17 protein-coding genes are annotated in these 14,068 nt (G+C 69.0%); 5 read left to right on the top strand and 12 right to left on the bottom strand.

Features of this window, described 5'->3' with window-relative positions; translation table 11 throughout:
• Positions 1 to 7 precede the first annotated feature (7 nt).
• The 4 genes from B3K53_RS08470 (at position 8) to B3K53_RS08485 (ending at position 3,862) form a co-directional block, all read left to right on the top strand.
• Positions 8 to 505 (top strand): SixA phosphatase family protein, encoded by a 498-nt coding sequence (locus tag B3K53_RS08470; RefSeq protein WP_292083767.1) that lies wholly within the window; start codon positions 8 to 10, stop codon positions 503 to 505.
• Positions 502 to 858, top strand: a complete 357-nt coding sequence (locus B3K53_RS08475; protein WP_292083769.1) for a DUF952 domain-containing protein — start codon at positions 502 to 504, stop codon at positions 856 to 858. The genes B3K53_RS08470 and B3K53_RS08475 overlap by 4 nt, the downstream gene beginning before the upstream one ends.
• Entirely contained in the window at positions 855 to 1,892 is a 1,038-nt protein-coding gene (locus B3K53_RS08480; protein WP_292083770.1) for a quinone-dependent dihydroorotate dehydrogenase, read from the top strand. Before B3K53_RS08475 ends, B3K53_RS08480 begins: the two co-directional genes overlap by 4 nt.
• A gap of 65 nt (positions 1,893 to 1,957) precedes the next feature.
• Positions 1,958 to 3,862, top strand: a complete 1,905-nt coding sequence (locus B3K53_RS08485; protein WP_292083771.1) for an ATP-binding protein — start codon at positions 1,958 to 1,960, stop codon at positions 3,860 to 3,862.
• Here B3K53_RS08485 and B3K53_RS08490 read toward each other — a convergent pair.
• Together B3K53_RS08490 and B3K53_RS08495 are read right to left on the bottom strand one after the other, a co-directional pair.
• Positions 3,763 to 4,269 carry a very short patch repair endonuclease gene (locus B3K53_RS08490; RefSeq protein WP_292083772.1) on the bottom strand — a complete coding sequence of 169 codons (507 nt, stop codon included), beginning with the start codon at positions 4,267 to 4,269 and terminating at the stop codon, positions 3,763 to 3,765. The genes B3K53_RS08485 and B3K53_RS08490 overlap by 100 nt on opposite strands.
• A gap of 23 nt (positions 4,270 to 4,292) precedes the next feature.
• Positions 4,293 to 4,781, bottom strand: a complete 489-nt coding sequence (locus tag B3K53_RS08495; RefSeq protein WP_292083773.1) for a peroxiredoxin — start codon at positions 4,779 to 4,781, stop codon at positions 4,293 to 4,295.
• A 138-nt stretch (positions 4,782 to 4,919) separates the two neighbouring features.
• Between B3K53_RS08495 and B3K53_RS08500 the strand changes: the two genes are divergently transcribed.
• Positions 4,920 to 5,489, top strand: coding sequence for a YqgE/AlgH family protein (locus B3K53_RS08500; RefSeq protein ID WP_292083774.1), 570 nt, complete (start codon positions 4,920 to 4,922; stop codon positions 5,487 to 5,489).
• A gap of 200 nt (positions 5,490 to 5,689) precedes the next feature.
• Here B3K53_RS08500 and B3K53_RS08505 read toward each other — a convergent pair whose 3' ends face one another.
• The 10 genes from B3K53_RS08505 to B3K53_RS08550 all read right to left on the bottom strand — a co-directional run.
• Positions 5,690 to 7,357: a putative bifunctional diguanylate cyclase/phosphodiesterase gene (locus B3K53_RS08505; RefSeq protein WP_292083775.1), complete on the bottom strand. Its 1,668-nt coding sequence runs from the start codon at positions 7,355 to 7,357 to the stop codon at positions 5,690 to 5,692.
• Positions 7,354 to 7,977 carry a GNAT family N-acetyltransferase gene (locus B3K53_RS08510; protein ID WP_292083776.1) on the bottom strand — a complete coding sequence of 208 codons (624 nt, stop codon included), beginning with the start codon at positions 7,975 to 7,977 and terminating at the stop codon, positions 7,354 to 7,356. Before B3K53_RS08510 ends, B3K53_RS08505 begins: the two co-directional genes overlap by 4 nt.
• 42 nt (positions 7,978 to 8,019) lie before the next feature.
• The gene (locus B3K53_RS08515) at positions 8,020 to 9,234 is read right to left on the bottom strand and encodes a M16 family metallopeptidase (protein ID WP_292083777.1); all 1,215 of its coding nucleotides are present in this window, start codon (positions 9,232 to 9,234) and stop codon (positions 8,020 to 8,022) included.
• Positions 9,235 to 9,284: 50 nt separating this feature from the next.
• Positions 9,285 to 10,007, bottom strand: a complete 723-nt coding sequence (locus B3K53_RS08520) for an SURF1 family protein (protein WP_292083778.1) — start codon at positions 10,005 to 10,007, stop codon at positions 9,285 to 9,287.
• Positions 10,004 to 10,351: a DUF983 domain-containing protein gene (locus B3K53_RS08525; protein WP_292083779.1), complete on the bottom strand. Its 348-nt coding sequence runs from the start codon at positions 10,349 to 10,351 to the stop codon at positions 10,004 to 10,006. The genes B3K53_RS08520 and B3K53_RS08525 overlap by 4 nt, the downstream gene beginning before the upstream one ends.
• 59 nt (positions 10,352 to 10,410) lie before the next feature.
• The gene (locus B3K53_RS08530; protein ID WP_292083780.1) at positions 10,411 to 11,289 is read right to left on the bottom strand and encodes a cytochrome c oxidase subunit 3; all 879 of its coding nucleotides are present in this window, start codon (positions 11,287 to 11,289) and stop codon (positions 10,411 to 10,413) included.
• Positions 11,290 to 11,344: 55 nt separating this feature from the next.
• The gene (locus B3K53_RS08535) at positions 11,345 to 11,911 is read right to left on the bottom strand and encodes a cytochrome c oxidase assembly protein (RefSeq protein ID WP_292083781.1); all 567 of its coding nucleotides are present in this window, start codon (positions 11,909 to 11,911) and stop codon (positions 11,345 to 11,347) included.
• Complete coding sequence (locus B3K53_RS08540; RefSeq protein WP_292083782.1) at positions 11,908 to 12,162, bottom strand: hypothetical protein; 255 nt, start codon at positions 12,160 to 12,162, stop codon at positions 11,908 to 11,910. The genes B3K53_RS08535 and B3K53_RS08540 overlap by 4 nt, the downstream gene beginning before the upstream one ends.
• Positions 12,163 to 12,166: 4 nt before the next feature.
• Positions 12,167 to 13,144 (bottom strand): heme o synthase, encoded by a 978-nt coding sequence (locus tag B3K53_RS08545; protein ID WP_292083784.1) that lies wholly within the window; start codon positions 13,142 to 13,144, stop codon positions 12,167 to 12,169.
• A gap of 64 nt (positions 13,145 to 13,208) precedes the next feature.
• The coding region (locus B3K53_RS08550; RefSeq protein WP_292083785.1) for a cbb3-type cytochrome c oxidase subunit I at positions 13,209 to 14,068 on the bottom strand (860 nt) is incomplete at its 5' end.

Raw genomic sequence — 14,068 nt, forward strand, 5'->3', positions numbered from 1 at the left:
GAGCCCCATGCAGCGACTGATCATCATGCGTCACGCCCAGGCCGAGAAAAGCGCCCCCGGCGGCGACGTCGACCGCCCCCTGTCCAAGCACGGCCGCCACGACGCCCGAGCCATGGGGCGGGCCCTGGCCGAGCGCGGCCTGCGCCCCGACATGGCCCTGGTGTCCAGCGCCCGGCGCACCCACCAGACCTGGGACGAGGTCAGCGAGGCGATGGGCGACGTCGAGGTGCATCTGTCGCCCGCCCTCTACAACGCGTCCTCCGACGTGCTGCGCCGCGCGGTCGAGGCGGCCGAGGACACGGCCGGATGCCTGCTGCTGGTGGCCCATAATCCGGGCGTGCATCAGCTGGCCGTTGAGTACCTGATCGAGAGCGCGGCGTCGCCGAGCGTGCTGGACAAGATGAGCGGCGGCTTCCCCACCGGCGCGGCGGCCGTCTTCAGCGTCGATGTCGCCGGACGCCCCACCTACGAAGGCTGGCTGACGCCGAACGATCTGGAAAAATGACCGACGCCCTGCCGACCACGGCCTTCAAGATCCTGAGCCGCGCCGACTGGCGCGCGACCCTGGCCGAGGGCGCCTATGACGGCTCGCCCGTCGACCACGCCGACGGCTACATCCACCTGTCCGCCGCCGACCAGTTGGCCGGGACCGCCGCCAAGCACTACGCGGGCCAGAACGACCTGATGCTGGTCGAGGTCGACCTGACGGCCTTGGGCGAGACCCTGGTCTGGGAGCCGTCGCGCGGCGGCGCCCTGTTTCCGCATATCTACGGCCCCCTGCCGGTGAAGGCGACGCGGGGCGTGCGCGCCCTGTCGGTGACAGCCGACGGCGAAATGATCCTGAGCGAAAAGCCATGAGCCTGACCGACCTCGGCGCCGTTCTCCTGCGCCAGATGGACCCCGAGACGGCGCACCGCCTGGCCATCCGCGCCCTGCAGGTCACGCCCCTGCCCGCCCCCGGCGCCGACGATCCGATCCTGAAGACCCGCCTCGCCGGGCTGGAGATGTCCAACCCGGTCGGTCTGGCCGCCGGTCTGGACAAGAACGGCGAGGCTCTGGAGGGCCTGTCGCGCCTCGGCTTCGGGGCGGTGGAATGCGGCTCGGTCACGCCGCGCGCCCAGCCCGGCAACCCCAGGCCGCGCCTGTTCCGCCTGTCCGAAGACCGGGCCGTCATCAACCGCATGGGCTTCAACAACGAGGGGCTGGAGCCCTTCGCCGCGCGTCTGGCCCATCGTCCGAAGCGCACGCCCATCGGCGCCAATCTGGGGGCCAACAAGGACACCGAGGACAAGGCGGCGGACTATGTCGCCGGCCTTCGCCGCCTGGCGGGCCTGGCCGACTACTTCACCATCAACATCTCCTCGCCCAATACGCCGGGCCTGCGCGCCCTGCAGGGCCGCGAGGCGCTGGACGACCTGCTGGGCCGCATCAACGAAGCCCGCCCTTCCGACGGCGCCCCGGTCTTCCTCAAGATCGCGCCGGACCTGATCGGCGAAGAGATCGGCATGATCGTCGAGGCCTCCATCGCCCACGGCATCGACGCCCTGATCGTGTCCAACACCACGCTGGAACGCCCCCCCACGCTGAAGTCCGGCTATGCGGGCGAGGCCGGGGGCCTGTCAGGCGCGCCGCTCAAGCCCTTCGCCCAGAAGGCGCTGGAAGCCGCCGCCGAGGCGTCCGCCGGGCGGCTGCCGCTGATCGCGGTCGGCGGCATCGAGAGCGGCGCCGACGCCTGGGCCCGCATCCGCGCCGGCGCTTCGGCGGTCCAGGTCTATTCGGCCCTGATCTACGAAGGGCCGGGTCTGGTCGGCGCGATCAAGCGCGATCTGGCCGCCCGCCTTCGCGCCGAAGGCTTCGCCGACCTTTCCGACGCCGTCGGCTCCGGCCGTTGACGGAGCATTAGGGCAAGCGCGGCATCATCGCTCCGATAGGCGAATTCGCCTGCTCGGAAAGTCGCATGACGCAAACCGCCGCCGACGCCTCGACCATCTGGGCGCCCGCAATCCGCCAGCGCCGCAAGGCGATGCTGCAACGCATCGTCATGGGAGCCGCGACCGCCCTGGTGTTCAGTCCCATGCTGGGCTGGCGCTTCTGCGCGACATGGCTGGTCGTCTACACCCTGATTCAGTTTCTGGAGGCCGAGGTCTTCGCACCCGTGACGACCGGCAAGGTCGTTGAGCCCAGCGGATGGCGCGGCGTGTACGGCGACCTGATCCTCATCCTCAACGCCGGCTTCTTCGGCGTCATGGCGGTGCCGCTATGGATCGTCGGCGGCGCCATGGGCGGGGTCGCGGCCTCGGTTCTGCTGTCGGCGGGCATGATCAACTCGGTGATCATGTCGGCGGGCTCGATGCGGATCTTCGCCTGCACGGTCCTGCCCCAGTTGGCGATCTTCGCTCTGACGCCCCTGTTCATGTCCCGCATGGGCGCTGCGCCGCACATCGTGACCGCGGTGTCGGTGGCCATTCTGTCCTACACTGTCTTCTGCCTGAACACGCGGCGGCACCTGTTCCGCGCCAATCGCGCCGAAACCCTGGCCAGGATCGAGACCGACCGCAAACGGGTGGAAGTCGAGGCCGCCATGGCCAGCCGCGGCGCCTTTCTGGCCGCCGTGGCTCACGACCTGCGCACCCCGATCAGCGCCATCCTGACCGGCGCCGAGGAACTGGAACGCGGCGGCGGCTCGGCGCGCCAACAGGTGGCTCTGATCACCGACGCGGGCCTGATGATGAAAGAGCTGCTGGACGACCTGCTCGACCACGCCCGCCTCGACGCTGGACGGATGAGCGTCGATGTTCGCGACTTCGACCTGCGGCTGCTGCTGTCCCAGACGGCGCGGTTGTGGGCCGGGCCGGCGCGCGCCAAGGGCCTGCGCCTGCGGATGGAGGGGGCGCGCCTCCTGCCCCGGATGGTGCGCGGCGACGCCATGCGCCTGCGCCAGGTGCTGAACAACCTGATCTCGAACGCCATGAAGTTCACCGATGCCGGGTCCATCACCCTGCGCCTGCAATCCTGGCCCGACGAGCACGACGCCCATGTTCTGCTGATCGACGTCGAGGACACAGGTCCTGGCATGACGCCCGCGCAACTGCGCCGCCTCTTCACGCCCTTCGACCAGACCGCGGACGGCGTGGCCGCGCGCTTCGGCGGATCGGGTCTGGGCCTGAGCATCAGCCGCGACCTGATCGAACTGATGGGCGGTCGGCTGACGGTGCGCAGCACGCCGGGTCAGGGCGCGATCTTCACCCTGTCGCTGGTCATGCCGCGCGGGGCGGCCGTTGACGCGCCGCTCACCACCCTGGTTCCCGAGGCTCGCGCCACGGTGACGCGCGCCTTGAGCCGCCCTGCCGCCGCCCCGGCATCGCCCGCCCGACCTGCGCCGGAGCCGGAACCTGAAACCGCGACCGCGACCGCGACCGCACAATCAACGACCTCGGCGCCCGAAGACAGCCACGCGGAGGCTCCGCTGCGCGTCCTGGTCGTCGACGACCACGCCATCAATCGCCGCGCCATCCAGTTGATCCTGCAATCGCTCGATTGCGAGATCACCATGGCCGAGGACGGTCTGGCCGCGCTTCAGGCCTGCGAGGGCGCGCCGTTCGACGTCATCTTCATGGACGTGCGGATGCCCGAGCTCGATGGACGCGAGACCACGCGTCGCCTGCGCGCGGCAGGCGGGATCAACGCCGCAACGCCCGTCATCGCCGTCACCGCCGACACCGCGCCCGAGGACATCTCCGCCTGCACCGCCGCCGGGATGAACTATTTCGTCTCCAAACCGCTGACGCCCGGCTCCCTGCTGGGAGCCCTGTCCCAGGTGCTGAACGAGGGCGCCGAAACCGCCGAGATCGCGGCCGCTTGATCGTCCCTTACGGCGGCGATCAGCGCCTCGGCGAAGCCCGGCTCGCGCAAGGCGCACTCCCACACGGTCAGCACGCGCCAACCCGCGGCAGACAGCTCTGCCGCGACGCGGGCGTCGCGAGCGCGGTTCCTGTCGATCTTGTTGCGCCAGTAGTCGGCGTTGGCCTGGGGCTTTCGCGCGCCGCGCGGGCAGTCGTGGCCGTGCCAGAAACAACCGTGGACGAAGACGGCGACCTTGCGCCCCTTCATCACCACGTCGGGCCGTCCGGGCAGGCCGCAGCCGCCCAGACGGTAGCCGATCCCGGCGGCGCGCAGCATCCGCCGGACCTTGAGCTCGGGCGCCGTGTCGCGCCCCTGCACCCGGCGCATGACCGCGCTGCGTTTTTCCGGGGTGAAAACGTCCGTCATGGATCAGCCCATGACGGTCAGCATCAGAGCTGGGCCAGCAGGTGCTCGGCCGAGGACACCTTGAACTCGCCGCCCTGCTCGACGTTGAGCTGGTCGACGACGCCGTCCTTGACCAGCATGGAATAGCGCTGCGAGCGCTCGCCCATGCCGAAGCCCTTGGCGTCCAGCGCCAGGCCGACCTGGCGGGTGAAGTCGCCGTTGCCGTCGGCCAGCATGACCACGTCGTCCGTGCCGTTCAGGTCATTGGCCTGGGCCCAGGCGCCCATGACGAAGGCGTCGTTGACCGACAGGCAGGCGACGGTGTCGACGCCCTTGGCGGCCAGGTCGGCGCGGTTATCGACATAGCCCGGCAAGTGGCGCGCCGAGCAGGTCGGGGTGAAGGCGCCCGGCACGGCGAACAGGGCGACCGTCTTGCCGCCGAACAGTTCAGCCGTGGTGACCGGCTTGGGGCCGTCGGCGGTCATGGTGGTCAGGGTCGCGTCGGGGATGCGGTCGCCGATCTGGATGGTCATGCAAGGTCTCCGGGGCTGAAAGGCCCGGGGAATCCGGGCGGCGTTCAATTGTCAGATAGAGACGGGAAGAAGGATCGCCAAGCGCCCTTCGTTCCCTCGCGCCTTGCGTCGTGACGCTGGCCGCCCGATGATGGGGGAATGACCGCCTTTTCCTCCCTGACCGGGCGTCTTCTGGTCGCCATGCCGGGCATAGACGACGACCGTTTCCGCCACGCCGTCATCCTGATCTGCGCCCACGACGACGAGCACGCCATGGGCTTGCGCCTGGACCAGCCGGCGCCGGGCGTCACCCTGTCCGAGGTGCTGAAGAAGCTGGACACGCCGGTTTCGGACGCCATGTCGGAGCGGGCGGTGCTGATCGGCGGGCCGGTCGAGCGCGAGCGCGGCTTCGTCCTGCACACCGACGACTGGGCCAATGACGACATCACCCTGACGTTCGGCGACGGCCTGGCCGTGACCGGCACCCGCGACGCCCTGGCGGCGATGAGCGACGCCGACGAGGGACCACGTCGCTCGGTCCTGCTGCTGGGCTACGCCGGCTGGGGCGAAGGCCAACTGGAAGAGGAACTGGGTGAAAACGTCTGGCTGACCGCCGACGCCGATCCCGACCTGATCTTCGACGGCGACTATGCGACCAAGTGGAGCCGCGCCCTGGCCGGCCTCGGCGTCGACGCCGCCCGTCTGTCGGCCCAGAGCGGGCGGGCCTGAAGCACTAGTCTCTCCGTCATCCTCCGACGAAGCGAAGCGGAGATCGGGGGACCCAGCGGCGCCGAAGGCGATCTGCCTGCGTGCACCGCGTCCGTCGTCTTTGGCTGCTACGCGCCGCCCTTCGGGTCGCCCTTCGGGCGCCGCTGGGTCCCCCGGTCAGCGCCGCTGCGCGGCTTGCCGGAGGATGACGAAAGAAAAACCTACGCCGAGCGCGCCTTGATCGGGGCCGAGCCGTCGGCCAGCGACTCGTTCAGATAGACCTCGGCCTCCTGGGCGGGCAACGCCGGCGCATAGCCGAAGCCCTGGCCGTAGTGGCAGCTGGCGTCCAGCAGAAGACCGGCCAGCTCGGCGTTCTCGACCCCCTCCGCCACGACTTCCAGCGACAGGTCGCGGCCCAGGTTGACGACCGATTTGACGATCTTGGCCGAGCCCTCGTCCTTGTTCATGGTCAGAACGAAGTAACGGTCGATCTTCAGCGTGTCGAAAGGCAGGCGCGCCAGATAGGACAGGGACGAGAAGCCGGTGCCGAAGTCGTCCAGCGCCAGACTGGCCCCTGCCTCGCGCAGCTTCGTCAGCACCTCGGCGGCGTGCGCGGTGTCGCGCATGATGTCGCCCTCGGTGACTTCCAGCTTCAGCGCGCCGCGCGGCAGGCCGGTCTCCTGAATGATCCGGGCCACGTCCTCGACCAGATGGTCGCGCTCGATCTCGCCGACCGAGAGGTTGACGCTGCAGAACAGCTTGCCCGCAGCGGGGTGGCGATGCAGCCACTCGGCCAGCTGACGCGCCGCCTGGGTCATCATCAGCAGTCCCAGCTCGTTCATCAGGCCCATTTCGTCGGCCAGGGTCAGGAACTCGTCCGGCGGCACCAGGCCGCGCTGCGGATGGCGCCAGCGCACCAGGGCCTCGAACCCCGCGACGGCGCCGGACTTCAGGTTGACGATGGGCTGGTAGAAGGGCTCGATCTCGCCGCGCACGAAGGCGTTGCGCAGGTCGGACTCCAGCGCCAGCCGCGACAGGCTGTCGGTTTCCAGCGCCCGGCCATAGGCGGCGGCCCCGCCGCGCCCGGCCGTCTTGGCCTGCTCCACCGCCAGTTCGACGCGTCGCAGCAGCTCGGCGGGGTCCGGCGCGTCCGGGCCTCCCTCGGCGGCCACGGCGCCGATGGAGACGGTCGGATAGATGTCGAAGCCGGCGACGCGCAGGGGCTGTTCCAAGGCCTCGCGCATCCGCTCGCTGGCGCTGGTGGCGCTGCGCGGGGCCAGAACCGCGAACTCGTCCTCGCCGATGCGGGCGGGCGAGCAGTCCTGGGCGAAGGCCCCGGCCAGCCGCGAGCCCAGGGCCGACAGCACCAGATCGGCGCGCTCGTGGCCCAGGGCCTCGTTCAGGCGGCGCAGGCGATCCACATCGGCCACCACCAGTTCATAGTCGCCCGGCTGGGCCAGGGTCTCGGCCACGCGGACCAGGAAGGTGCGGCGGTCCAGCAAGCCGGTCAGGGCGTCGCGGTCAGCCCCGGCGAACTTGGTCTCCAGCGCCACGACGCCGGCGGCGCGCAAACCGTCCTCCAGCCAGACGCCGCGCCACAGGCAGGTCTCGCAGCCGCGCATACGCAGGCGCACGGCGATCTCGGTGCCTTCGGCCTGCGGCTTGAGCAGGCGATCGGCCAGGGCCCGGTCCTGGGGCATGGCGAGGGCAGCGAAGGCGGCGCCCGAACATTCAGGCGCCAGCGGGCCGAGGCCCAGCGAACGGGTCGCCCCGGTGAAGCGAATCTGGTCGTCGGCGGGCGTCCAGATCCACAGGGCGGCGTCGGCGGCGGCCAGCGCCTCGATCGCCGTCGTCGGGTCCCAGGCCAGGGCTCTGGATCGTGTGCTCAAAGCGAATCCCGGGTGTAAGAACTGGACACGGCCGGGTCAGGGACGAACTCGTCCTCGATGACGCCGAACAGCAGATGATCTGCCCATACGCCGTTAATTTTCAAATAAGCCTTGGCCAGTCCTTCGTGCCTGAAGCCCGCCTTTTCCAGAACCCGGCGCGAAGCGTGGTTGGTCGGGACGCAGGCCGCCTCGACGCGGTGCAGCTTCAGCGCGCCGAAGGCGAAGCCCAGCATGGCCTTGGCCGCCGCCGTGCCCGTCCCCTGCCCCGCATAGGGCTGGCCGATCCAGTAGCCCAGGGTGCCGGTCTCGGCCACGCCGCGCCGGATGTTGGACAGGGTGATGGCCCCCATCAGCCGCTCTTCATCAGGATCGAAGACGAACAGAGGCCAGGCCGTGCCCAGCTCCATCTCGCGGGCATAGACGCCCAAGCGCCGACGAAAGGCCGCCTTGGTCAGGTCGTCCTCGGCCCAGGCGGGCTCCCACGGTTGGAGATAGTCGCGCGAGCCGCCGCGCAGCTCGGCCCACTCGGCATAGTCGGAAGGGCGCGGCGGGCGCAGCAAGACCCCCTGTCCGTGCAGGACCGGTCCGGTCGCCTCGGCCATCCAGTCGAACAGGGCCATGACGGCAGATTACCGAGAAGCGCCGCCGACGCCAGCCACGACTTAGCGGGCCGCGAGGCGAGCGGTGAAAGCGCCGCCTGCCGGCCCCGCCGCCTTCGGCCCCAACACGGCCGTGGCCGATCGACCGGCCTCGATCATGGCGCGGCCGACGGCGCGCAAATCGTCGCTGGTCTGGGCCAGGATGCGGGCGGCGCTGTCTTCCGACGACACCGGCGCGCCGAAGATCAGGGTCTGGGCGGCGTTGCGGCCCGCGCGGCTGGCGGGGCTTTCGTCGGCCATCCACAGGGTGGCGTTCAGCACGGCCTTGGCGCGCGACAGCTCGGCCTCGGTCGGGCCCTTCTCGGCCAGGTCCAGCAGTTCGGCGGCGCTGACCTCGGCCAGTTCGACCGCGCGTTCGGCGGCGGCGCCGGCGTAGATGCCCAGGAGCCCGGCGTCCTCATAGGCCTCCTGATAGGCGTCGATGGCGTAGGCCAGGCCCCGGTCCTCGCGCGCGCTCTGGAACAGGCGCGAGGCCATGCCGCCGCCGAGGATCTCGGTGAACAGACGCAGGGCCGGCAAGCGCGGGTCCAGCGCCCCCATGGTCGGCAACTGGAAGACCAGATTGGCCTGCTCGATCTTGCGCGTCAGCTTCGCCTCGCCGCCGACGAAGACGGCGGGCGCCAGAGGTTCGACGGGGGTCGTCGCCTCCTGGCCGAACCAGCGCTCGGCCAGGGCCAGCAGTTCGTTCTCGTCCACCGCGCCCGAGACGGCGACGACCATGCGGTCCGGCGAGTAGAGCCGGGCGCGCCAGTCGGCCACGGCGGCGCGATCGGCGGCCTTCAGGCTGTCGACCGTGCCGAGGATGGGGCGGCCCAGAGCCTGGCCGGCATAGGCCCGCGTCTGGGCCATTTCGAAGACGTGGTCGTCGGGGGTGTCGAAGGCCTCGGCGATCTCCTGGGCCACGACGTCCTTCTCGCGGACGATCTCGGCGGGGTCGAGCGTGGGGCGGAAGACCAGGTCCGAGACGATCTGCATGGCCAGGGGCAGCGAACCGTGCAGGGCGCGGATCTCGAAGCTTGTGCGCTCATAGCCGGTGGCGGCGTTGATCGAGCCGCCTTCCGCCTCGATCCGTTCGACGATGTCGCGCGCCCCCATGTCGCCGGCGCCCTTGAACACCAGATGTTCCAGCAGGTGCGACCAGCCGGAGCGGGCCTCGTCCTCCATTCGCGCCCCGCCGCGCACGGCGACGGTCAGGGCGAAGGTCCGCAGACCGGGCATGGGGTCGCAGACGACGCGGACGCCGTTGGACAGGGTGTGAAGGCGAGCAGTCAGGATTCCGTATCCTTGCGGGTCATGCGGCGGCGCAGCAGCACCGCATAGAAGGCGATCAGGGCGACGGCGAGACCGAACCAGGTCAGGGCGTATCCCAGGTGGTTGTTGGTGAAGGCGGCGGGCGGCGCCGAGGGCTTGAGCGCGCCCCAGTCGGGGTTGGTCGAGGTGACGGCGAAGACGGTGAAGGGCGAGACCGGCCCCTCGACCTTCAGGGCGCGGGCCATGGCCTCGGCGTCGCGACCATAGAAGCGGCCCTCGGCGGGCGGCGGCGTCAGGGCGCTGGGGGCCGGGGCGCGGCGCAGGACGCCGGTGATGACGACCGGCATGGTGTCGTCGACGTTGACCGGGGGGCGAGCCGAAGTCTCGGCCGAAACGAAGCCGCGGTCGACCAGCAGGGTCGGACCGCCCTCGACCGCGCAGGCCGAGACCAGACGCACGCCCGCGTCGCTGTTCTCGATGGACTGCAGCTCGACATAGGGCGCCGCCGCCAGCCCGCGGCAGGTCAGGAGGACGCGACGGAACTCGGGGTTCTCAAGCTTCAGGGCCTCGGTCAGCGGCAGGGGCGGCTGGCCGGCGGCGGCCTCGGCCCCGGCGATCAGGCCTTCCTTCCATTGCATCCGCTGCACCTGCCAGACGCCGAGCGCCAGCAGGACGCCCAGCAGCAGGACGGCGAGGATCGTCAGGATAATGGGGAAACGGGGACGGGCGGCGGACGTCATTTCGGATCTCGGGTTCTCAGCATCTGCAGGGCGGTCATCAGCCCCTTGCCGGGCCGCATCAGGCCCAGGGCCAGGGCGGCGACGAGAGGCAGCCAGATGATCAGATGCAGCCAGATGGGGGGATGCCAGGTGATCTCGACCGCCAGGGCCGAAAACCCGACCAGGAAGCCGGCGATCTGCATGATGAAGGTCGCCGCGCCGTCGCCGGTCTCGACCGAGGCCAGGTCATAGCCACAGACGGCGCAGGTCGGGCGGACCTTCAGGAAGCCCTGAAACAGCGGCCCCCGCCCGCAGTTGGGACAGAGGCCCTGGAGCCCGGCGCGGATCGCCTGGGCCCCAAGCAAATCGGCGCGGGACTGTTCGTCCCGCGCCGTTTGAAGTGCAGAGGCTGGTTCGCCCGTCTTCACCCGAAGGTGACGTAGACGAAGGCGAACAGGAACAGCCAGACCACGTCCACGAAGTGCCAGTACCAGGCGGCGGCCTCGAAGCCGAAGTGCTTCTGCGGCGTCATCTGACCGGCTTGCAGACGCAGCAGGCAGACGGCCAGGAAGATGGTGCCGACCAGGACGTGGAAGCCGTGGAAGCCGGTCGTCATGAAGAAGATCGAGCCGTAGAGCTTCGAGTTGGCGGCGGCTTCGTTGAAGAAGTAACCCTCGTGCAGGATGTGGTGATATTCATAGGCCTGAACGCCGGTGAACAGCACGCCCAGCAGGACGGTGATCAGCAGACCCAGCTTGGCGGCCTTGCGGTCGCCGACCTGCAGGGCGTGGTGCGCCCAGGTGACGGTCGTGCCCGACAGCAGCAGGATGACCGTGTTCAGCAGCGGCAGGCCCCACGGGTCCAGCAGTTCGACACCCTTGGGCGGCCAGGTCGACCACGACTTGCCCGTGTCCATCCAGTTGCCGACTTCAGGGATGATGGCGCGCGACTCGGTGAAGAGCGCCATGTCGAAGAACATCCAGAAGAAGGCGACGAAGAACATCACTTCCGAGGCGATGAACAGGATCATGCCGTAACGCAGGCCGATCGAGACGACCGGGGTGTGGTCGCCCTTCTTGGATTCCTTGATGACGTCCGCCCACCAGCCGTACATGGCGAACAGGACGCCCGCCAGACCGACGAAGAACAGCCACTTGGTGCCTTCCGGCAGGCCGAACAGGCCCTTCATCCACATGACCGCGCCGACGAACATGACCACGGTGGCCAGGGACGAGATCAGCGGCCAGGGGCTCGGGTCCACCAGGTGGTAATCGTGTTGCGGTTTCGCGTGCGCGTCGGCCATTCCAGGGTCTCTGAATTAAGGCGAGAGATCGTTCTTACAGGGGCTATAGCGTCCGCTACCCGGCTTTGCCAGTAGCAGATTGACCGGATGCGGCCTGCTGGAAGCCCTTGGTGGGGAAGAAGGTGTAGCTGAGCGTGATTTCGCGAACCCCCTTGGACTCGGCGTCCGTCGCGATCTCGGGCGCCACAAAGTACTGGACCGGAAACTCCTTGGTTTCGCCGGGACCGATTTCCTGGCCCTCGAAGCAGAAGCACTGCAGCTTCTGGAAGTAGGGTCCGGCGCGTTCGGGCACGACGTTGTAGGCCGCCGTCGCGTGGATCGGCTGGTCCGAGGTGTTGGTCACCTTGAAATAGGCCATGCCCGTCTCGCCGATTCGCACCCGCTGGCTGATCTGTTCTGCCTTGAAGTCCATCGGCAGGTTGCGGACGTTGGTGTCGAAGCGGATCAGGACGCTCTGGTCCAGAATCTGCGTCGGCGCCGCCTCGGCCTTCTTCACCGTGCCATCGAAGCCTGTGACCTGACAGAAGAGGCGATACAGCGGCACCGCGGCGAAGGCCGCGCCCGTCATGCCCATGACCACGGCGGCGCAGATGAAGGCGACGAGGTTCTTGCGGTCCTTCACTGCGTCGGCCCCGAGACCGGCGCCCCCTCAACCGTGACCGGCGCGGGCAGAGCGGGGTCGGCCCGTTCCAGCGTCGCCGCAGCCGCCGCCTCGGCCGCCTTGCGAGCCTCGGTGTTGCGCTGAAGATTCGTCACGGTGACGATGAAGACCAGGACGATGAAGCCGACCAGGCCCAGGGCGATGGCGACGTTGCGACGCTTGCGCGCCTGCACTTGTTCGTCGGTCAGTTTGATGAAGTTCGGACGGGTCACGCGGTCAGGCTCCCAGGCCCGGCAGCTGCTCGACCAGCAAGGCCGAGAACAGCGCCATCAGATACAGGATGGAGAAGGCGAACAGGTTACGGGCCGGTTTGGCCTCGGCCCGGACGTCGTACAATGCGGCCTCTCGCCCCACCGCCTCGACCTTGTCCGGCTGGTCGCCGGCGCGCGAGCGCCACAGGCGGATCGCCAGGGCCAGGAAGAAGAGGCCGCCGGCCACCGAGACCGCCAGATAGACGACGCCGCCCAGCCCCAGGAAGGCCGGGGCGATGGCCACCGGCACGAAGATCAGGGTGTAGATCAGGATCTGCAGACGGGTCGACCTGGCGCCGCGCGCCACCGGCATCATCGGGATGCCCGCCTTGGCGTAGTCGCCGGCCGAATAGAGGGCCAGGGCCCAGGAATGCGGCGGGGTCCACAGGAAGATGATGGCGAACAGCAGCCAGGCTTGCCAGGGCGCATCGCCGGTGACCGCCGCCCAGCCGATCACCGGCGGGAAGGCGCCCGCTGCGCCGCCGATCACAATGTTCTGGGGCGTCCGGCGCTTGAGCAGCAGGGTGTAGAAACCGGCGTAATAGACAATGGTCAGGGCCAGCAGACCGCCGGCCAGCCAGTTGGTCGTCATGCCCAGCAGCATGACGGAGAAGATCGACAGGACGACGCCGAAGGCCATGGCGTCATTCTTGCGGACGCGGCCCGCCGCGACCGGGCGGCCGCGCGTGCGGCGCATCAGGGCGTCGGTCTCGCCCTCCAGCGCCATGTTCAGGGCGCCGGCGGCCCCGGCCCCCACGGCGATGCACAGCACGGCGATGGCGGCCAACAGGAAGTTGGGATGCCCCGGCGCGACCACCAGGCCCGTCACGGCGGTGAAGACCACCAGCGACATGACGCGCGGCTTCAGCAGTTGGAAGAAGTCTTCCGGCTGAGCGGTGGTGACGAGGGGGGTCTCGCGAGTGGGGCGGTCGGTCATGGTCATAAAAAGCCGAAGGCCGCCCTTCCGGTTGCGAAAGGGCGGCCTCTCCAGGGTTATCCGGATCGGATCAGTGGTTGTCCGCCTTGACCACCGGCAGTTCGTTGAACTGGTGGTGCGGCGGGGGCGACGACAGGGTCCACTCCAGGGTGGTGGCGCCTTCGCCCCACGGATTGGCCTCGCCCTTGCGGCGACGGATCGCGGCTTCGGCCAGCATCACCAGGAAGACGGCGACGCCGACGATGGTGATCAGATAGCCGACCGACGAGATGTGGTTCCAGTAGGTGAAGGCTTCCGGGTAGTCGATGTAACGACGCGGCATGCCCTGCAGACCCAGGAAGTGCTGCGGGAAGAAGACCAGGTTCACGCCGACGAACATGATCCAGAAGTGGGTCGCGCCGAGGAACTCGTTGTACTTCACGCCGAACATCTTCTCGAACCAGTAGTAGAAACCGGCGAAGATCGAGAAGACGGCGCCCAGCGACAGCACGTAGTGGAAGTGCGCCACGACGTAGTAGGTGTCGTGCAGGCTGTAGTCGATGCCGGCGTTCGACAGGACCACGCCGGTCACGCCGCCGAGGGTGAACAGGAAGATGAAGCCCATCGCCCACAGCATGGGCGTCTTGAAGGTGATGGAGCCGCCCCACATGGTGGCGATCCAGCTGAAGATCTTCACGCCCGTCGGCACGGCGATGATCATCGTCGCGGCCACGAAGTAGGCGCGCAGGTTGATGCTCATGCCCACGGTGTACATGTGGTGCGCCCACACGATGAAGCCGATGAAGCCAATGGCGACCATGGCGTAGGCCATGGCGAGGTAGCCGAAGATCGGCTTCTTCGAGAAGGTCGAGACGATGTGCGAGATGATGCCGAAGCCCGGCAGGATCATGATGTAGACTTCGGGGTGACCGAAGAACCAGAACAGGTGCT

The sequence above is a fragment of the Brevundimonas sp. UBA7506 genome (assembly GCF_002479495.1).
Classification (GTDB): domain Bacteria; phylum Pseudomonadota; class Alphaproteobacteria; order Caulobacterales; family Caulobacteraceae; genus Brevundimonas.

What these genes read in the sequence shown, in the direction of transcription:
- B3K53_RS08470 (WP_292083767.1), top strand. Translation starts at nt 8, where the DNA reads ATGCAGCGACTGATCATCATGCGTCACGCCCAGGCCGAGAAAAGCGCC.
- B3K53_RS08475 (WP_292083769.1), top strand. Translation starts at nt 502, where the DNA reads ATGACCGACGCCCTGCCGACCACGGCCTTCAAGATCCTGAGCCGCGCC.
- B3K53_RS08480 (WP_292083770.1), top strand. Translation starts at nt 855, where the DNA reads ATGAGCCTGACCGACCTCGGCGCCGTTCTCCTGCGCCAGATGGACCCC.
- B3K53_RS08485 (WP_292083771.1), top strand. Translation starts at nt 1,958, where the DNA reads ATGACGCAAACCGCCGCCGACGCCTCGACCATCTGGGCGCCCGCAATC.
- B3K53_RS08490 (WP_292083772.1), bottom strand. Translation starts at nt 4,269, where the DNA reads ATGACGGACGTTTTCACCCCGGAAAAACGCAGCGCGGTCATGCGCCGG.
- B3K53_RS08495 (WP_292083773.1), bottom strand. Translation starts at nt 4,781, where the DNA reads ATGACCATCCAGATCGGCGACCGCATCCCCGACGCGACCCTGACCACC.
- B3K53_RS08500 (WP_292083774.1), top strand. Translation starts at nt 4,920, where the DNA reads ATGACCGCCTTTTCCTCCCTGACCGGGCGTCTTCTGGTCGCCATGCCG.
- B3K53_RS08510 (WP_292083776.1), bottom strand. Translation starts at nt 7,977, where the DNA reads ATGGCCCTGTTCGACTGGATGGCCGAGGCGACCGGACCGGTCCTGCAC.
- B3K53_RS08515 (WP_292083777.1), bottom strand. Translation starts at nt 9,234, where the DNA reads ATGCCCGGTCTGCGGACCTTCGCCCTGACCGTCGCCGTGCGCGGCGGG.
- B3K53_RS08520 (WP_292083778.1), bottom strand. Translation starts at nt 10,007, where the DNA reads ATGACGTCCGCCGCCCGTCCCCGTTTCCCCATTATCCTGACGATCCTC.
- B3K53_RS08530 (WP_292083780.1), bottom strand. Translation starts at nt 11,289, where the DNA reads ATGGCCGACGCGCACGCGAAACCGCAACACGATTACCACCTGGTGGAC.
- B3K53_RS08545 (WP_292083784.1), bottom strand. Translation starts at nt 13,144, where the DNA reads ATGACCATGACCGACCGCCCCACTCGCGAGACCCCCCTCGTCACCACC.